This window comes from Nonomuraea harbinensis (genome assembly GCF_019396385.1).
Taxonomy (GTDB): Bacteria; Actinomycetota; Actinomycetes; order Streptosporangiales; family Streptosporangiaceae; genus Nonomuraea; species Nonomuraea ferruginea.
The window spans coordinates 18,134-35,861 of record NZ_JAHKRN010000029.1; the positions used below are offsets into that span (position 1 = coordinate 18,134).

Sequence of the window (17,728 nt, forward strand, 5' to 3'; positions counted from 1 at the left end):
CCGGACACGGAAGGGCGAGAATCGACGGCATGGCGCGATCTTTACGCTTGACCAAGGCCGAGCGAAGAGTGTGGAACGCCTTCCCGACCGGGGAGATGGTGGAGTTCGCCGACGTCAAGCCGGGCGCGACCCGTACCGCGGGGGTGAACGCGCCCAAGGACGGCGACACGTGGGGACCCGAGCGCACCGTCCGGGCGGAAGTGATCGCGAAGCTGCTGCTCGGCGCCCGTGAGGCGGGCGCCGGCGCGGTCCCGGCGGTGCGCGTCAGCGGCGCCAGGATCACCGGCGCCCTGCAGATCTTCGGCGGCACGGTCGAGCACGAGCTGGTGCTCAGCGGCTGCCACCTGGAAGGGCCGGTCAGGCTCACCGACTGCCGGACGCGCACCGTACGGCTGACCGACTGCCGGCTGCCGTCGTTCGGCGGCGTCGGCATGCGGGTCGAGGGGCACCTGAGCCTGTCGGGCTCGCACGTCACCGGGCCGGTGCAGGTGATGCGCGCCCAGTTCGCGACCGGCCTGTGGCTCGCCGGCACCAAGGTGGAGCACCCTCACGAGACCGAGCCGGCGCTGCAGGGCACCGCAATGATCGTCGACTCGGTCGCCTACCTCGGCAACGCCGACATCACCGGCATGACGCGGCTGGCCGGCGCCCGGCTGAACGGCGGGCTCTCCCTGACGGGGGCGAAGCTCCGCAACCCGGGCAGGCTCGCGCTCGACGCCGACGGCATGGTCGTCGAGGAAGCGCTCCGGTGCACCGGCGACTTCCTGTCACTGGGCTGCGCGCGGCTGCGCGGGTCACGGGTGAACGGCCTGCTCGCGATCAGGGGCGTCATCCGCAGCCCCGACACCCCGTACGCGCTGCACGCGAGCCACATGGAGGTCCGCGAGTTCTACCTCAAACCGGACGAGCCGATCGACGGCGTGGTGACGCTGGCCCACTCGACCGTCGGCACGCTGCAGGACTCGCCCGACACCTGGCCGGAGAGGCTGCGCCTGAACGGCCTGACGTACGAGCGGCTGCGCGGCAGCGGCGTCGCCCGGCGGATCGACTGGGTGAGCCGAGACCCGGAAGGATTCCGGCCGCAACCGTACGAACAGCTCGTGGCGTGGTACCGCCGTGACGGCAACGAGGCGCTGGCCCGCCGCGCCCAACTGGCCAAGCTGCGCAACCGGCGGCGCACGGAAGGGCTGGGCGGCCGGCTGTGGGGGCGGCTGCTCGACTTCACCGTCGGCTACGGTTACCGCCCCTGGCTGGCGGCGGTGTGGTTCGGGATCCTGCTGGTGATCGGCACGGTCGTGTTCGGGATGAACCCGCCGCGGGCCGTCAAGCCGGACGAGGCCCCCGGCTTCGACCCGTTCGCCTACACCTTCGACCTGCTGCTGCCGTGGTCGGCGTTCGGGCAGCGGGACATGTTCGACCCGGCCGGCTGGACGCAGGCTCTCGCGTACGGGCTGGTCGTGGCGGGGTGGATCCTGGCGACGGCGCTGATCGCGGGCGCTACGCGGGTGCTGCGCCCGACGTGATCGCGCGCAGGATCGCCGCCATATCTGCCGGGAAGATCACCTCGTCGGTCGTCTCCAGCTCCTCGACGCCCCACCAGCGGTGGCCGATCGTGGTGTCCTTCTCGATCTGCTCCATGTGCTCGAACGACACCGCCGCCCGCCCGACGCGCACGGCGAAGAACGTCTGGTCCTGGACGATCGCGTACTGGGCCCAGGAGAACTCGATGGTGCCGGTGCCGTAGGGCCCGGTGAACGCGTCGGCCGGCGCCCGGATGCCGACCTCCTCGAACAGCTCCCGCGCGGCGGCCTCCCGCAGGCTCTCCTCGCCCTCCACCGCGCCGCCGATCGTGAACCAGAACGGCTGGTCGGGGCGGACCGGGTCGAACCCGTTGAGCAGCAGGACGCGGCCCAGATCGTCGATCGGCAGGGCGCGCGCGGTGTAACGGCGCAGGGGGATCATCGTCACGTCTATGAAGCCTACGCCGGGTCAGGGCCATGAAGGGGCAATGAACCCGGGATGACGCCCAGGTGAGCGTGTATCTCTGGCCAAGGGTTCACGCGCTTCGATACACGCTTTCCGGTTGTGGTCATGGCCTGTTCTCCGTCTGTTCACTTTGGACCGGTTCTATCGAAGTGCATCGACTACGGATCTCATACGGAGAAGGACGCACACCGTGACCAGTGGACAGCGCCGCCTCAGCGCGGCGGCGACGGCCGCCATCGTCGTGGCCCTTTCCGCCGCATGTGGCGGCACCAACACCACTCCGCCCGCCGGTGAAGGAACCGCGAGCGCGAACGCCAGCCAGGCAGCGGGCGGCGAACTGTCCGGCCAGGTCAAGGCGGACGGCTCCAGCACGGTGGCGCCGCTGACCAGCGCGGCGGCCGAGTTCTTCGCCGAGGAGCAGCCCAAGATCAACGTGACCGTCGGCACCTCCGGCACGGGCGGCGGCTTCGAGAAGTTCTGCAACGGCGAGACCGACATCTCCAACGGCTCCCGCCCGATCAAGGACGAGGAGAAGGCCGCCTGCGACGCCAAGGGCGTCAAGTACGCGGAGCTCACGGTCGCCACCGACGCCCTCACCGTCGTGGTGAACAAGGAGAACACCTGGGCGAGCTGCCTCACCACCGACCAGCTCAAGAAGATGTGGGAGCCGGGCGCCGAGGGCAAGATCACCAGCTGGAAGCAGGTCGACGCCAAGTTCCCCGACGAGCCGCTGAAGCTGTTCGGCCCGGGCACCGACTCCGGCACCTTCGACTACTTCACCGACGAGATCAACGGTGAGGAAGGCGCCAGCCGCAAGGACTACAGCCCCAGCGAGGACGACAACATCATCGTCCAGGGCGTCACCGGCACCAAGGGCGGGCTGGGCTACTTCGGCTTCACCTACTTCGAGGAGAACGCCGACAAGCTGAAGGCCGTCGAGATCGACTCCGGCAACGGCTGCGTCGCGCCGAGCTCCGAGAACGCCCAGAACGGCACCTACACCCCGCTGGCCCGGCCGCTGTTCATCTACCCGTCGGTCGAGTCCGCCAAGCGCCCCGAGGTCGCGGCCTTCCTCGACTTCTACGTCGCCAACATCGCCAAGATCGCGACGGACGCCAAGTACATCCCGCTCAACTCCGAGCAGGAGGCCAAGCTCAAGAGTGACCTCGACACTCTGAAGCAGGGCTAGATGGCCGCGCGACACTCAGCGACCGCGTCAGGGGCACCCTCGTCCCTGGCGCGGTCGCGCCCGCGTTACGGCGAGGCGCTCATCAAGGCGGTCCTCATGCTGGCCGCCCTCGTGTCCATCGCGACCACGATCGGCATCGTGGTGTCGCTGCTGGAGCCGACTCTCCGGTTCTTCACCGAGGTCAGCGCGCTGGAGTTCTTCACCTCCACCAACTGGGGGCCGCTGTTCGAGCCTCCGACCTACGGCGTGCTGCCCCTGGTGAGCGCGACGCTCATCACGACGGGGATCGCGGTGGTGGTGGCCGTGCCGCTGGGGCTGGCCGCCGCCATCTACCTGTCCGAGTACGCCAGGCCGCGCGTCAGGAAGTTCTGCAAGCCCGCGCTCGAGGTGCTGGCCGGCATCCCGACCGTGGTCTTCGGGTTCTTCGCGCTGAGCTTCATCACCCCGCTGCTGCGGGGCGTCCTGCCGTTCGAGATCGAGATCTTCAACGCGCTGAGCGCGGGGCTCGTGGTCGGGTTCATGATCATCCCGATCGTCGCCTCGCTCTCCGAGGACGCGATGGCCGCCGTCCCGGCCGGGCTGCGCGAGGGCTCGTACGCGCTCGGCGCCTCCAAGATGGTCACCTCGCTCCGCGTGGTGCTGCCCGCGGCCTTCTCCGGCATCGTGGCGGCCGTCATCCTCGCGATCTCGCGGGGCGCCGGCGAAACGATGATCGTCTACATGGCGGGTGGCGGTCAGCCGAACTTCACCCTCGACATCGGCAAGGCGATGCAGACCATGGCCGCGTTCATCGCCCAGGCGGGATCGGGTGACGTGCCGGTCGGCACCGTCGACTACAACACGATCTTCGCGGTGGGCTCGCTGCTGTTCGTGATGACGTTCCTGATGAACCTCGTCAGCGCCCGCCTGGTGCGCAAGTTCCGTGAGGTGTACGAATAATGGCCGTCCTCTCCACCCCGCGCTCGGCCGTGCAGCTGGCGGGCAAGGGGCAGCCGGTCCGGGAGCACCTGTTCAGGATCGCCCTGATCTCCAGCCTGGCGATCGCGTTCATCTTCCTGGCCGCGCTGCTCACCTACGTGCTCGTCGAAGGCTGGCCGAGGCTCGACTCCCGCCTGTGGGAGAACATGCCGTCGATCCGCGACCCCGAGATCGCCGGCGCGCAGTCCGCCATCACCGGCACGCTCTGGGTGATCTCGCTGACCGCGCTCTTCACCATTCCCACGGGCATCGCGGCCGCGATCTACCTGGAGGAGTACGCGGACAAGTCCCGCTGGTGGAACCGGGTCATCGAGCTGAACATCCAGAACCTCGCCTCGGTGCCGTCGATCGTCTACGGCATCCTGGGGCTCGGCATCATCGCCCGCGCCCTGGCCCTGGGATTCAGCGTCATCACCGCGTCGATCACGCTGGGCCTGCTGGTGCTCCCCGTCGTGATCATCGCCTCGCGCGAGGCGATCCGCGCGGTCCCGCCGTCCATCCGTGAAGGCTCGCTCGCCCTGGGCGCGACGCAGTGGCAGACGATCTCCCGCCAGGTGCTGCCCGCGGCGATCCCCGGCATCGCCACCGGCTCCATCCTGGCGCTTTCCCGGGCGATCGGCGAGGCGGCCCCGCTGCTGATGCTGGGCGCGGTGTCCTTCATCCGCTTCAACCCGGACGGCGTCTTCGCCAGCTACACGGTCCTGCCGATCCAGATCTTCAACTGGATCTCCCAGTCGCGTGAAGGGTTCCACTACCTGGCCGCCGCGGCGATCGTGATCCTCCTCGCGATCCTGCTGCTGATGAACTCCGCCGCCATCTGGCTTCGTAACCGCTACCAGAAGCGCTGGTGAGGGAAGAAACATGAGCGAGACAGAGACGACAACCATGAAGAACATCGCGGTCAACGCCCCCGGCGCCCCCCGTACCATCGAATCCCTCGACCCGGTCTTCACCGTGTCGGGTCTCAGTGTTTTCTACGGCGAGTACGAGGCCGTCCGCGGCGTCGACATGGTCATCGGCAATCGTGAGATCACTGCCATGATCGGCCCGTCCGGCTGCGGCAAGAGCACCGTGCTGCGCTGCTTCAACCGGATGAACGACCTCATCCCCGGCGCCCGCGCCGAAGGCAAGATCCTCTACCACGACGAGGACCTCTACGGCGACCACGTCGACCCGATCGAGGTCCGGCGGCGCATCGGCATGGTGTTCCAGAAGCCGAACCCGTTCCCCAAGTCCATCTACGACAACATCGCCTACGGCCCCCGCGTCAACGGCCTGAAGGGCAAGATGGACGACCTCGTCGAGGAGGCGCTCACCCGGGCGGCCCTGTGGGACGAGGTCAAGGACAAGCTGAAGCAGAACGCGCTGTCCCTCTCCGGCGGCCAGCAGCAGCGGCTGTGCATCGCGCGGGCGATCGCGGTCAAGCCCGAGGTGATCCTCATGGACGAGCCCTGCTCCGCGCTCGACCCGATCGCCACCACCAAGATCGAAGACCTGATGCAGGAGCTGGCGCGCGATTACACGATCGTCATCGTCACGCACAACATGCAGCAGGCCGCCCGCGTCTCCCACCGCACCGCGTTCTTCACCGCGGAGGTGGACGACAAGGGCGAGCGGCACGGCCGCCTGGTGGAGTTCGACGAGACCAGCCGCATCTTCACGAACCCGACCGACAAGCGCACCGAGGATTACATCACCGGTCGCTTCGGGTGACCCGACTCAGAGGAGGACCCGGGTGATCCAGCCGCAGGCGACGCTCGGCGGGGGCGCGCGGGCGGGGGCGCCTTCGGTGCCGCTGCTGCTGGTGGCAGACCCCGACTCGGCCGGGGTCGAGGTGCTCGCGGCGGCCCTGGCCCGCGAGGGCGTGGAGGTCACGGGCGTGGCCGACGGCGCCCAGGCGCTCATCCAGACGGGAGCGCTGCGCCCGGACGTGGTGCTGGTGAGCGCGTCGCTGCCGCTCATCAGCGCCGTGGACTTCGTCAGGGCCATCCGCATCAGCCATCCGATGCCGGTGCTCCTCGGCATCGGGGAGGGGCACGCGGAGCTGGCCGTGCAGGCGCTCACGGCGGGGGCGACCGCGTGCGTGGCCATGCCGTACCGGCTGCACGAGCTGCTGCCCCTGATCCAGGCGACGGCGGCGGGCGAGGCCGGCCGGCTCATCGCCGTGGGCGACGTGGAGCTCGACGCCGACGCCTACCAGGTGAAGGTCGCCGGCCGCGTCGTCCATCTGCCGCTGCGCGAGTTCGAGCTGCTCCACTACCTGATGCGCAACCTCGACAGGACCGTCACCCGCGAGCAGATCATGCGACACGTCTGGCACGCCTCGGGGGACAACATCGCCACCAACACGATCGCGGTGCACGTCAAGCGCCTGCGCGCCCGTCTCGGCGACACCGACGACACGCTCATCCAGACCGTCAGGGGAGTCGGCTACCGCCTGGTGGCCCCCGGCTGAGCACCGGACCGGCCGACGCCCCTGATGATGATGTCGATGACGTCCTCCAGGCTGATCGCCTTGTGCGCGAGGTGGCCCGCCGTCGCCAGCTCGGCGAGGCCGTGGGCGGTGGACATCAGGGCCATCATCGTGGCCTTGTTGACCGGCCCGTGGTCGGTGATGTCGAGGCTGAGCGCGGTCATCACCTCGTCGAGCGCCTTCTCCATCTCCGGATGGTCGCCGGCGGAGAACGCCGAGGCGAAGACGAGCCGGTATTCCTCGCGATGCGCCACGGCGTACTCGACGTAGCTGCCGTAGAAGGCCCGGAGCCGCTCCTGACGGCCGGCGTGGCGCAGGACGGCGGCGGCGACGTGAGTGCTGAGGTCGGTGATGACCCGGGCGGCGAGGGCCGCCAGCAGGGCGGTCTTGTCGGTGAAGTGCCGGTAGGGGGCCATCCGCGACAGACCGGCCAGCTCGCCGACCGCACGCAACGTCACGGCGTCCAGGCCCTCCTCGCGCAGCAGGCTCAGCGCGCTCTCGATCAGCCGCTTCCTGGTGTCGTCCACCATGCGTCCACCCTCTCACGACCTCCCATGTTGACAACGTCAGCGATGGTAGCTGACACTGTCAACATCCGATGTTGACGGCGTCAGCAGGAGTGACATGAAAATCACCATAAACGGCGTGCCCACCGAGGCGGACGCCGGCCCGGACGACGTGGTCGTCGACGTCCTACGCGACGGCCTGGGCCTCACCGGGGCCAAAGCGGTCTGCCGTACCGGAGTCTGCGGAGCGTGCACGATCAAGGTGGACGGAACCCCGCAGGTGAGCTGCCTGCTCCCGGCCACCGCGGTGGAGGGACGGGCCGTCGTCACGGCCGAAGGGCTCGACCATCCCGTGCAGCGGGCGTTCATGGCCCATGACGGGCTGCAGTGCGGCTACTGCACGCCCGGCTTCGTGGTGGAGGCCGCCGCCTTCGTCGACGCCTGGCGCGAAGAGCACGGCGACGTCGCGCCGCCGCGCGAGCGGATCGCCGCCGCCATGGCCGGCCATCTGTGCCGCTGCGGAGCGTACGCGGGGATCTACGCCGCCATCGAGGCCGCGTGCCGGGGCGAGCACGACTCCGGCACCACGACGCCCGCCCGGGTCGAGGCCGTCGAGAAGGTCACCGGCCGCGCCCGCTACACCACCGACATCCGGCACGACGGCCAGTGGGAAGGCGTGATCATCCGTTCGACCCGGGCGCACGCGCTGGTCACCTCGGTCGACGTGGACGGGACCACGGTCGACCTGCTCCCGCCCGACCGCATCGTCCGCTACGCCGGCCAGCCGATCGCCGCAGTCGCCGCGCCCACGCGCCGCGAGGCGCTGGCCGTCGCGGAGGCCGCCAGGATCGGCTACGAGCCGCTCCCCGCCGCGCTCGACGACACGCCCGGCGCCCCGCCGGTCTACGACGAGCGGACCAGGAAGAAGGCCCCGTCCTCCGGGGAAGGGCTCACGCTGCCCGGCGGCTGGAACGGCAACGTACACGGCCCGTTCACCGGGGCGAGCCGGCGCGCCGGCACCGCGGTGAAACGGATCGAGGCCGCCCGCCGGCGCGCCGACCCGCTCCTGGTCACCGGGACGTACACCACCGCCGTGCAGGTCCACACGCCGCTGGAGCCGCACGCGTGCGTGGCCCGATGGGACGAGCGGGGAGACCTCCACCTGCACCTGTCCACCCAGACGGTGGCCATGGCCGCCGAGCGGGCGGCCAAGCGCTGGAAGCTCGACGCGAACCGGGTCCACGTCGTCGCCGAGCACGTCGGCGGCGGCTTCGGGGCCAAAGCGGGGATCACCGTGGAGACGGTCGCCGCGGTCGAGCTCGCCCGCGCCTGCCGGGCCCCCGTACGCGTCGTGCTCAGCCGCGCCGAGGAGCTCACCGACGCCGGCAACCGGCCGGGCACCCGGGCCGGGATCGCCCTGCTCGCCGACGAGAAGGGCGATCTGTCGGCCCTCGCCGTGGACGTGCACGGCCGCGGCGGCGTGTCCGTCGGATCCGCCGTCGCCCTGCACGCCCGCCTCGTGTACGGCACCGCGCCCCGGCGGCTGCGCGACTTCGACGTCGTCACGAACGAACCGCCCGGCACGCCGTTCCGCGGCCCCGGCGCCCCGCCCCTGCTGTGGGCCCTGGAGCAGGCCGTCGACGAGATGGCCCACCGCCTGGAGGAGGACCCGATCGCGCTGCGCCGCCGCTGGGACGGCAACCCGAAGCGGCGTGCGCTCTACGACCGGGCGGCGGAGCTGCCCCTCTGGCGGGACAGGCCGCGCACCGGATCGCAGACGGGCCGCCACCGCCGCGGCGTCGGCGTGGCCGCCGCCAACTGGTTCTACGCGGTCAGCCCCGGCACCGAGGTCGAGCTGGAGGTCGAGGACGACGTGGTGGTCGCCCGCACCGCCACACAGGACATCGGGACCGGCATCCGCAGCGTCATCGCCGGCATCCTGCGCGAGGAGCTCGGCCTGCCCGCCGACCGGATCCGCGTCGAGATCGGCAGATCCGGCACCGTGCCGGGACCGGCGTCCCTGGGCAGCCGCACCACCACCTCGGTGGCCCCCGCCGCACGCGACGCGGCCCGCCGCCTGCGGGCCCAGGGCATGACTTCCGGCACCAAGGTGGTCGGCAAGCGGCGGCGCGACCGGGGCGGCTACGTGACCCCGTTCGCAGTGCAGGGCATGGCGATCGGCCGCGGATTCAGCGGCGCCGTCCACGTCACCGAAGTGGAGGTCGACACCCGCATGGGCACGGTCAGGCCGCTGCGCGTCTGGGGCGGCATCGCGACCGGCCACATCTACGCCGACAGACCGGCCCGCAACCAGTGCGAGGGCGGCATCATCCAGGGCATCGGCTACGCCCTGTACGAGGAACGCCACGTCGATCCCACCACCGGAACCGTCCTCACCGCGAACCTGGAGGACTACCGCATCCCCGGCATCGGCGACACCCCGGAGATGACCATCCACTTCCACCAGGACGGCTGGGACCACGTCAACGGCCGCGGCGTCGGCCTGGGCGAGGTCTCCACGATCGGCGTGGCCGCCTCCGTCGCCAACGCCGTGCACAACGCCACCGGCTGGCGCCCCCACGACCTGCCCATCCGCCCCGACCGGCTCCTCGAAGGGATCAGAGCGTGACCATCTTTGAGAACCCGCCGCACGGCCGGCTCCGCGCGGGCGGCACCGACCTGATGAGCCTGCCGGGCACCGGACCGTACGTGGACCTGCGGGACCTGCCGGGGCCGTCGGGCGTGACCTGGCAGCCGGACGGCTCCGCCCATATCGGCGCGCTGACCACGATCGCCGAGATCGCCCGCGACGAACGGCTCCGCGCCGCCTACCCCGCCCTGACCCTCACCGCGGGAGCACTGGCCACACCCCAGATCCGCGCCGTGGCCACCATCGGCGGCAACCTGCTCCAGCGCAACCGCTGCTCGTACTTCCGCAACCCCGCCTTCTCCTGCCACCAGAACGGCGGCGACTCCTGCCCCGCCCGCGACGGCCTCGGCCTCTACTCCGCGGTGATCGACACCAGCCCGTGCGTCGCCCCGCACCCGTCGTCGCTGGCGATGGCGCTGCTGGTCTACGCCGCCGAGGTGGAGGTGCACGGGAGGAGCCCCTTCCCGGTCGGCTCGCTGTACGGCTCGGACCCGACCCGTGACCATCTGCTCGACCCCGGGGAGATCCTCCTGGCGGTCCACCTGCCGCCGCCCGTGGCCGGCGAACGGGCCGCGTACCACCGCGCCACCAGCCGGTCCGAGGCCGAGTGGCCGCTGGTGGAGGCCGTGGCGCGGGTGACGCCGGACGGCGCGGCGGCCGTGAGCGTCGGAGGCGTCGCCCGCGTCCCGCTGCGGCTGCCGGAGGTGGAACAGGCTCTCGCCGCGGGGGAGCCCATGGAGGTGGCGGCCGGGCGGGCCGCTTCCCGGTGCGCGCCGACGGCCTCGAACGGGTACAAGGTCACGCTGCTGACGGCCACGGTGCTGGAGGTGCTGGAACAGGCCACGGCACCCTCCTGACCAGCGTGTTCGGCCGGGCGGGGGGAAGGGCTCCTGACCGCGTACGGTGCCGGCGGGAGCGCGACGACCGCGCACGGCCTCGCGCCCCGCTCCGCTACCGGTAGTTCGTGAACTGAAGGGCGATGTCGAGATCCTTGCCCTTGAGCAGGGCGATGATCTCCTGCAGGTCGTCCTTCTTCTTCGAGCTGACCCGCAGCTCCTCGCCCTGGATCTGCGCCTTGACGCCCTTGGGGCCCTCGTCGCGGATCATCTTCGAGATCTTCTTCGCGTTCTCCTGGTCGATGCCCTCCTTGAGCGCGACCAGCATCTTGTATTCCTTGCCCGACAGCTTGGGCTCGCCAGCGTCGAGGATCTTCAGGGAGAGGCCGCGCTTGATCACCTTCTCCTTGAACACGTCGAGCGCGGCGCTCGCCCGCTCCTCGCTGTTGGCCTTGATCTCGATATGCTCCTGACCGGACCAGCTGATGCTCGCCCCCGTACCCTTGAAGTCGAAGCGGTGCCCGATCTCCTTCACGGTCTGGTTGAGCGCGTTGTCGACCTCCTGCCGGTCGATCTTGCTCACGATGTCGAACGATGAATCGGCCAAAGCACACTTCCTCTCAGCTGCGTCAGCACCAGTGAGCGTCCGACTCCGAACGCATCCAGCCCACGAGCCTAGCCAGCATCTCCGCCCGGTGCAGGGTCCGCCTCCGGCCCTGTGGAAAAGCTCCGTGTCGTGGGGCTGACCTCGGTGGGGTGTCCGCGGGAACGAGGGGGTCGGAGCGAATCGGGACGGGGACAAACTGGTGTCACGTGCACTGCGGAAGTCCGCTATCCTTTTCTCTGTCGCCGCGAGAGCGGAAGACACGGCAGGTTGCCCGAGTGGCCAAAGGGAGCGGTCTGTAAAACCGTCGGCTCAGCCTACGCAAGTTCGAACCTTGCACCTGCCACACCAGCGGGAAGAGGCCCGTCACCAGCGGAAACGCGGTGACGGGCCTCTCGCGTTGTGTCCGACTGTCTACGGCGATCACCGGCGTTCTACGGTGTCTCACGGCCAATACGCGGCCAAGTTGCCGGGCTGCTGCAGTCCGACGGAGTCGCCCTTCCTGATTGCTGCAGGGCTAGTCCCGGGACCCTCGTGTCGTGAGCATGGTGCTCCGAGGGGCGATGGAGCCTGGGCAAGGCCGCACATGGCTTGGACAGCAAGTTCGTGTGATGGCTACCGGACCAGTGCGGCATAGTTAGGCGATCTTCTTGTTTTCCTCCCTCAGATGAGGGAGGATTTCCGGAAGCTGAGAAAGGAGGCGCCCTATGCAACGGGTGATCCACCAGGAGCAAGCTGCAATGGACCGGCTTGCGCAGATGGGGCTGAACGTCGAGGACGTTCACGCTGCCTTGAAGGCAGGGCAGGGCGAGGCTGCGTCATGGTCCGAAGCGGCTCCCCGGGTGATGCCTGGCATGGCCCGCTGGGGTCGGATCAATGAGCATCTGCGAATCCGGACCGGCCGGAAGGGTTGGACCTACGAGAATCCGGGCGGTTTGCCGCTCACAATCAGTCCCACAGGTGAGATCGGGATCGTTGCCACGACTGGTGACGTTCAGACGGGTAGCTCCACTGGCCCGGCTCCCACGACGAAGTACGCGAAGGGCGCGACCTATCAGAAGGTCGTTGAGGACAACGAGCAGTTGCCTCTGTTCTTCGTCGAACCGGAGGTTGGCGCCAAGCTGCACGATGCGGCCGATGCTCCTCGGGCGACATGGATTCTGCTTTACAGCGTTACTTCGCGTGGCATCGCTGTCGAGCTCTCGCTGCCTGGAAAGATCACCGAGCAAGGGTATGTCAGCTGGTGGCGGGAGCGGATCCTGATCCCTGCCTTCATCTTCGAGGATGTTTCGCTCGGACACGAGCAGCGCGAGGACGGGCAGGGCTTCGACGTTGCCGTTGAGCGCCGCTGACGCCCGGTAGGGTAGAGGCGGCATCATGACGAACAGGTACGCAATCACTCCATCGCGCCTCAAGGTGGCTCGCAAGCGGCGAGGCATGACCCTGGTGCGCTTGGAGCAGATTACAGGGATCACCACTCGCACGCTATCGGAGTATGAGAACGGTAGAGCTCGTGAACGTCAGGTCGCACCTGCGGTCATCGATGCGTTGGCCGAGGCTCTAGAAGTTCCTCCTGCATTTCTAACCGCCGCTGAAGTCGAGGAAATCCCGCTAGAGGCGGTAAGTTTCCGTGCACCGAGTAAGCTGACTGCCGGCCAGCGAGATACAGCTTTGGCGGCCGCTCGCATCGCAATCATGATCAATGAATGGATAGAAGAGCAGTTTCGCCTGCCCTCGCCCGACGTCCCAACGCTACCCGGTAAAGATCCAGAGTGGTCTGCTGAGCGCGTTAGGGGACAATGGGGCCTTGGCGTCGCGCCCATCAGTAATCTCGTGCATCTACTTGAGGCGCATGGAGTGCGAGTCTTCTCGCTGGCCGAGGAATGTCTAGAGGTTGATGCATTCTCGTTCTATTGGAAAAGAACCCCGTACGTAATCCTCAACACGAGAAAGTCGGGTGAGCGCGGTAGGTTTGATGCCGCACATGAACTGGGGCATCTGGTGCTACACCCGGAGCATGAGATTCCGCATGGCAAGGAGGCGGAGCAGCAAGCTCAAAGATTCGCTTCAGCCTTTTTGATGCCTGAGCAAGCTGTTCTGGCGCAACGGCTGAACAATGCTACAGTAGACAAGGTCTTGGCTGCCAAGTCGATATGGAAGGTGTCGGCAATGGCGCTGACCTATCGCCTCCACGAACTGGATCTTGTGACAGAATGGGGCTATCGTAGCCTTGCTACGAATCTCTCTCGCATGGGCTATAGGAGGGAAGAGATAGGAGGAATTCCAAGAGAGTCCTCCCAGCTCCTCTCCAAGGTCGTGGCCGCGCTGAGAGAGGAAGGTATAACACCGCAACGGATTGCTAAGGATCTGCATATAAGTATGCATGAACTTAGCGATCAGGTGTTTGGCCTCACCCCAGCCACACTAGTGAAGCCTGCTTCGTCTCCGGGCGAATTCCGGCCGAGTCCGCCGACGCCACCTGCCCTTCGCCTTGTGCATTAGCTCGAACGGGGGCTCTGTAGCGACTGCGGAGCCCCCGTTCGTATTGATGTGCCGATGTGGCGGTGCAAAGGTTAGGCGCTAATAAGTTCGCGTCCAACTGGTGACTGAAGGCGCTCCAGGGCGCAGCTTACACGGCGGTCGGTATATATCCGCCCCTTTCGCTTCGTCCAGGATCGTACGGCCTGTGCAGCCTCGCGGGGTTCCCAAGCTTGCTCTTCGACTGCCACCCAATGTGTGCTGGCAAGAAGCTCTAGACCATAAGGGCCTTCAAAGCCCTTTATAAATGCGAGGACGGTATCTACTATCGTTCTTTCCTTGCTGGAGTCCCGCTCGCTTAGATATCTATCGAGCTCGCTAGCTGCGAGATTAGTTAGGGCGATTGGTGTTTGCTCTAGAACTCGATCTGATCCGTCGCCGAAACCCTTTAGATACGCACCTTCCATGTTCTGGACAAGATGGCGGACCTTTTCGCTGTATGGCCCGTATCGACCTGGCTCGAAATCGAGGGTAAGCCGCGGTTCCAAAACATTAGCGAAGTACATCAGCTTCTGTATTTCGAGGTGGGATGCCCCGCTGGGATCTTCCCAGGGCTCCATTGCCTGGCGTTGCTGCACGTAACGTCGTAGAAGGTCCAGTAGCATCGCTCGCCCCCACGTCATACGTAGCTTTATTGGCGCGTCAACTTCACGATGTGCTGAGGATGGTGCGTAGATGTGCACAGTGACATCTGGCATATCGGAGAATGCATCACGCAAGCGAGGCTCGACATCTTTCCAGTCGAGCCCTCCGTTGCCGACGCCCAGAGGTGGAATAGCTACTGACTTGATTCCGTGCTCTCTGATGACGTGTTTGAGGTCGGTAAGACCTGCATCGATGTATTCAAGTCGAGATGGGGAACGCCAGTGTTTCTTGGTTGGAAAATTTATGATGAATCTCGGGCCACTTAGTTGCTCGGTTGGCACTACGAACATCCGGCCGATTTGAACTTCGCCATGTCGACATGCTTTCGCATAGGCTTGAAACATGTTCGGGTAGCGCCTTTTGAATTGCAAGGCGATACCTTTACCCATCACGCCCACGCAATTTACTGTATTGACCAAGGCGTCAACCTCAGCCGCTAGCAGGTCACCCTGCGCGTCTACGATCATGACAGTCCGCCCTAGTAGTACAGGCCAGGTACGACACGATACTCTCGTGTACCACCGACACTTTGGAACATACCCCGAGCCGCTGTGAGCATGTCTTCGCTCTTAGCGACTACTATGGAGATCAGGTCGAGAGGGACTTGCCCCAGCACGAGAACCTCGGCTGCGCGGCGGCTCTTGCGGTCCGTGTCGTCCGCTGTGTTGTACCAGTCGCGCTGGAGCAAGAGATCAAAGTCTACGAACGAGCCCAGCGTGGCCTCGTCTCTCGAGAACTCCACATACTGAGTTGCTGCGTTGGAGTCGCTAACGCACCAAGTCAAGCCTGAATCGATGATGTCCCCGAGAGCAGCACCCAGAAAAATTAAAGGCTCGCATCCTTCGCGATAGCTCTCGTGGCCACGATGCATGACGTAAAGCATCGGAGATTTCGCGGCGATGTAGAAAGGAACGTGATCATTCACGTAAGAGGTTGGATAGTCATCATCGGGGTCAACGATTCGTTCCGCACGGCGAGCTTTGACGGCCGCGTTCGCGACGTCGCGCGTAGGCCGGGCCGCAGAGCCGCAGACAAGTCGACCTTGGCTCACGATCGCTTGAAGATTGCTGACGTGTGTGAAGTGCCAAACGATCCAGTCCCGTGGAGCATCGCGTCGGGGGCCCTTCCCGCCACGGGCGACGAACCCTGAGTCCGGAATGTAATGAAGCTCCACATCGGTCCCTTCGGCGCGCCCATTCCTTCGCTCCTAACCGTGTCTCGTACAAACTAGCGCACCTCCCTGCGAAGCTTCGACGATCTTCACAGCCTTGACCGCGTTTGCTGTTGCCATGACCCGAACACTGGTACCGGTCCGTCGATGCCGATGATCTGCCCGAGTTTCGCAGTTGGTAGGCACATGAGGCTTGATCGCCGGGTGTAACCGCTGGTCATCGCGCTGAGGCTGCTGATGCGAACGGAATATGTGGGCACACGACTGTTATCGATTCGCCTGCGCCAGCTGATGCTCATGGTGGAAGATGCGGGCATGTACCTGCGGAAGACGCAGCGGAAGAACGGCGACGGCAGCGTGGTCCGCTACCTGCAACTGGCCAACAACCGGCGGATCAACGGGACGACCCAGGCCGAGGTGCTGGTCAACCTGGGCCGCGAGGACAAACTGGACGTGGAGGCGCTGCGGCGCCTCGTCGCCTCGATCAACCGGTATCTCGGCGACGACGGCGACCTGGCGCTGCCGCTGGGAGTGCAGGCGGGGCCGCTGTCGGTGGAGGAGTCCCGGCCGATCGGGGCAATCTGGCTGCTGAACGAGCTGTGGCGGGCCCTGGACATCGACAAGGCCCTGGCCACAGTGCTGGGACCACGCCGATTCCGCACCGACATCGAACGCGTGATCTTCGCACTGGTCGCCAACCGGGCGGTGGCGCCCTCCTCCAAGCTCGCGGCGGCCGAGTGGGTGACCCACGCGGTGGCCGTGCCGGGCCTGGCCGCCATGGACAAGGACCAGGCGATGCGGGCGATGGACCTGCTGGTGACCGCGGACGCCCAGGGCCAGGTATCGGAGGCGGTGTTCTTCGCCGCGGCCAACCTGCTCAACCTCGAAGTCGACCTGATCTTCTTCGATACGACCTCGACCTACTTCGAGCGCGATGGCGAACCGGACGCCGATGAGGCCGGCGAGCAGGGGCTGCGCCGGTTCGGGCACTCGAAGGACCATCGGCGGGACCTGCCGCAGATCGTGATCGGGCTGGCCGTCACCCGGGAAGGCATCCCGGTCCGCTGCTGGGTCTGGCCGGGCGACACCTCCGACATGACGGTGATCGAGCAGGTCAAGGACGACCTGCGGTCCTGGCGGCTGGGGCGGGTCGTCACGGTCTGCGATTCGGGGTTCTCCTCTCGGGAGAACATGGCCTACCTGCAGCGGGCCGGCGGCCACTACATCTGCGGTGTCAAGATGCGTGAGGGCAGCGCCCAAGCGGTCGAGGCGCTGTCGCGTCAGGGTCGCTACCAGGAGGTCCGCGACAACCTGCGGGTCAAGGAGGTCAAGCTCGGCTCCGATCCGGGACGGCGCTGGATCATCTGCCACAACCCGATCGAAGCCGAACGTGATCGGATCCGGCGCGCCCAGCAGTGAGAAGCGATCGGCGTGGAGTTGGAACGGATCGCCGCAGCCCGGGCCGCCGACTTGAAGAAGGCCCAGGCCAAAGCCGTCAAAGCGGGTAAGAAGCGGCCGGTGGCCAAGCCGTCGGACGCGCCGCATCGCAAGGCCGGATGCGCCCTGCGCGACCACCCGAGCCTGGGCCGATGGCTCAAGCAGCACCCGGCCACCGGCAGGCTGTCGATCGACGCCGCGAAGGTGAACCGGGAGGCGAACCTGGACGGCAAGTACCTCATCGCCACCAGCGACCCGGATCTGACGCCGGAGGACATCGCACTCGGCTACAAGAACCTCCTGGAGGCCGAGGCGGCGTTCCGCACCATGAAAACGACCTTGGACCTGCGGCCCGTCTACCACCGGCTCGATGAGCGGATCACCGCTCACGTGCTGCTGTGCTGGCTGGCCCTGCTGCTCATCCGGGTCGCCGAGCGCCGCACCGGGCAGACCTGGCGCACGATCAATCGCGAGCTGTCCCGCCTGCACCAAGTCACCCTGGCCGGACCCGTCGGCCGTCTCCATCAGACCACCAAACTCACCCCGGCCCAGGCGCACATCTACAAGGCCTGCGGGACGACTCCACCCCCAAAGATGAGCAGCCTCCACACCCCCGAATAGACGCTGACCTGCGAAAACGCTCGACGTGGGCGTGGACACACGACCTCGTCAGCATCGCGTGCCTGTTCTCCCAGCTCATCCCGCACATTCACAA

15 protein-coding genes, 1 tRNA gene and 1 pseudogene are annotated in these 17,728 nt (G+C 67.0%); 12 read left to right on the plus strand and 5 right to left on the minus strand.

Features of this window, described 5'->3' with window-relative positions; translation table 11 throughout:
- The first annotated feature begins 29 nt into the window (after window positions 1-29).
- Window positions 30-1,523 carry a hypothetical protein gene (locus KME79_RS26865; protein WP_219546866.1) on the plus strand — a complete coding sequence of 498 codons (1,494 nt, stop codon included), beginning with the start codon at window positions 30-32 and terminating at the stop codon, window positions 1,521-1,523.
- Here the strand turns inward: KME79_RS26865 and KME79_RS26870 are convergent.
- On the minus strand, window positions 1,498-1,962 hold the full coding sequence (locus KME79_RS26870) for an NUDIX hydrolase (RefSeq protein ID WP_246640505.1): 465 nt from the start codon (window positions 1,960-1,962) through the stop codon (window positions 1,498-1,500). The genes KME79_RS26865 and KME79_RS26870 overlap by 26 nt on opposite strands.
- A 214-nt stretch (window positions 1,963-2,176) precedes the next feature.
- On the opposite strand from KME79_RS26870, the gene KME79_RS26875 reads away from it, so the two are divergent.
- The 5 genes from KME79_RS26875 to KME79_RS26895 are packed head-to-tail and all read left to right on the plus strand — an operon-like array spanning window position 2,177 to window position 6,608.
- A complete protein-coding gene (locus tag KME79_RS26875) occupies window positions 2,177-3,175 on the plus strand; it encodes a PstS family phosphate ABC transporter substrate-binding protein (RefSeq protein ID WP_219546868.1) in 999 nt (332 codons plus the stop codon).
- Window positions 3,176-4,114 (plus strand): phosphate ABC transporter permease subunit PstC, encoded by a 939-nt coding sequence (pstC, locus tag KME79_RS26880; protein WP_219546869.1) that lies wholly within the window; start codon window positions 3,176-3,178, stop codon window positions 4,112-4,114.
- A complete protein-coding gene (gene pstA, locus KME79_RS26885; RefSeq protein WP_148036493.1) occupies window positions 4,114-5,004 on the plus strand; it encodes a phosphate ABC transporter permease PstA in 891 nt (296 codons plus the stop codon). Before pstC ends, pstA begins: the two co-directional genes overlap by 1 nt.
- A 34-nt stretch (window positions 5,005-5,038) precedes the next feature.
- Window positions 5,039-5,866 carry a phosphate ABC transporter ATP-binding protein PstB gene (gene pstB / locus KME79_RS26890; protein WP_219546958.1) on the plus strand — a complete coding sequence of 276 codons (828 nt, stop codon included), beginning with the start codon at window positions 5,039-5,041 and terminating at the stop codon, window positions 5,864-5,866.
- A 22-nt stretch (window positions 5,867-5,888) separates the two neighbouring features.
- Window positions 5,889-6,608, plus strand: a complete 720-nt coding sequence (locus KME79_RS26895; RefSeq protein WP_261809046.1) for a response regulator transcription factor — start codon at window positions 5,889-5,891, stop codon at window positions 6,606-6,608.
- Here KME79_RS26895 and KME79_RS26900 read toward each other — a convergent pair.
- Window positions 6,584-7,156: a TetR/AcrR family transcriptional regulator gene (locus KME79_RS26900; protein WP_219546870.1), complete on the minus strand. Its 573-nt coding sequence runs from the start codon at window positions 7,154-7,156 to the stop codon at window positions 6,584-6,586. The genes KME79_RS26895 and KME79_RS26900 overlap by 25 nt on opposite strands.
- Before the next feature lie 94 nt (window positions 7,157-7,250).
- Here KME79_RS26900 and KME79_RS26905 point away from each other — a divergent pair, with 94 nt between their 5' ends.
- Window positions 7,251-9,761: a molybdopterin-dependent oxidoreductase gene (locus KME79_RS26905; protein WP_219546871.1), complete on the plus strand. Its 2,511-nt coding sequence runs from the start codon at window positions 7,251-7,253 to the stop codon at window positions 9,759-9,761.
- Window positions 9,758-10,639 carry an FAD binding domain-containing protein gene (locus KME79_RS26910; RefSeq protein WP_219546872.1) on the plus strand — a complete coding sequence of 294 codons (882 nt, stop codon included), beginning with the start codon at window positions 9,758-9,760 and terminating at the stop codon, window positions 10,637-10,639. The genes KME79_RS26905 and KME79_RS26910 overlap by 4 nt, the downstream gene beginning before the upstream one ends.
- Before the next feature lie 94 nt (window positions 10,640-10,733).
- On the opposite strand, the gene KME79_RS26915 is transcribed toward KME79_RS26910, so the two are convergent.
- A complete protein-coding gene (locus tag KME79_RS26915; RefSeq protein ID WP_148036498.1) occupies window positions 10,734-11,225 on the minus strand; it encodes a YajQ family cyclic di-GMP-binding protein in 492 nt (163 codons plus the stop codon).
- 261 nt (window positions 11,226-11,486) lie between these two features.
- Here KME79_RS26915 and KME79_RS26920 point away from each other — a divergent pair.
- From KME79_RS26920 to KME79_RS26930, 3 genes are all read left to right on the plus strand, one after another.
- Window positions 11,487-11,568 (plus strand) — tRNA-Tyr (locus KME79_RS26920).
- 361 nt (window positions 11,569-11,929) lie between these two features.
- Window positions 11,930-12,574 (plus strand): hypothetical protein, encoded by a 645-nt coding sequence (locus KME79_RS26925; protein ID WP_219546873.1) that lies wholly within the window; start codon window positions 11,930-11,932, stop codon window positions 12,572-12,574.
- A gap of 25 nt (window positions 12,575-12,599) precedes the next feature.
- Window positions 12,600-13,724: a helix-turn-helix domain-containing protein gene (locus KME79_RS26930; RefSeq protein WP_281429502.1), complete on the plus strand. Its 1,125-nt coding sequence runs from the start codon at window positions 12,600-12,602 to the stop codon at window positions 13,722-13,724.
- A 71-nt stretch (window positions 13,725-13,795) separates the two neighbouring features.
- Here the strand turns inward: KME79_RS26930 and darG are convergent, their stop codons facing one another.
- Together darG and darT are read right to left on the minus strand one after the other, a co-directional pair.
- On the minus strand, window positions 13,796-14,872 hold the full coding sequence (gene darG, locus KME79_RS26935; RefSeq protein WP_219546875.1) for a type II toxin-antitoxin system antitoxin DNA ADP-ribosyl glycohydrolase DarG: 1,077 nt from the start codon (window positions 14,870-14,872) through the stop codon (window positions 13,796-13,798).
- 11 nt (window positions 14,873-14,883) lie between these two features.
- Complete coding sequence (gene darT / locus KME79_RS26940) at window positions 14,884-15,579, minus strand: type II toxin-antitoxin system toxin DNA ADP-ribosyl transferase DarT (RefSeq protein ID WP_219546876.1); 696 nt, start codon at window positions 15,577-15,579, stop codon at window positions 14,884-14,886.
- A 312-nt stretch (window positions 15,580-15,891) separates the two neighbouring features.
- Here darT and KME79_RS47680 point away from each other — a divergent pair.
- Window positions 15,892-17,634 (plus strand): annotated as a pseudogene (locus KME79_RS47680) (IS1634 family transposase).
- The last annotated feature ends 94 nt before the right edge of the window (window positions 17,635-17,728 follow it).

Bases quoted from the DNA above. Each gene is read 5' to 3' on its own strand.
- KME79_RS26865 (WP_219546866.1), top strand. From the start codon at position 30: ATGGCGCGATCTTTACGCTTGACCAAGGCCGAGCGAAGAGTGTGGAAC.
- KME79_RS26870 (WP_246640505.1), bottom strand. From the start codon at position 1,962: ATGATCCCCCTGCGCCGTTACACCGCGCGCGCCCTGCCGATCGACGAT.
- pstC (WP_219546869.1), top strand. From the start codon at position 3,176: ATGGCCGCGCGACACTCAGCGACCGCGTCAGGGGCACCCTCGTCCCTG.
- pstA (WP_148036493.1), top strand. From the start codon at position 4,114: ATGGCCGTCCTCTCCACCCCGCGCTCGGCCGTGCAGCTGGCGGGCAAG.
- pstB (WP_219546958.1), top strand. From the start codon at position 5,039: ATGAAGAACATCGCGGTCAACGCCCCCGGCGCCCCCCGTACCATCGAA.
- KME79_RS26900 (WP_219546870.1), bottom strand. From the start codon at position 7,156: ATGGTGGACGACACCAGGAAGCGGCTGATCGAGAGCGCGCTGAGCCTG.
- KME79_RS26905 (WP_219546871.1), top strand. From the start codon at position 7,251: ATGAAAATCACCATAAACGGCGTGCCCACCGAGGCGGACGCCGGCCCG.
- KME79_RS26925 (WP_219546873.1), top strand. From the start codon at position 11,930: ATGCAACGGGTGATCCACCAGGAGCAAGCTGCAATGGACCGGCTTGCG.
- KME79_RS26930 (WP_281429502.1), top strand. From the start codon at position 12,600: ATGACGAACAGGTACGCAATCACTCCATCGCGCCTCAAGGTGGCTCGC.
- darG (WP_219546875.1), bottom strand. From the start codon at position 14,872: ATGATCGTAGACGCGCAGGGTGACCTGCTAGCGGCTGAGGTTGACGCC.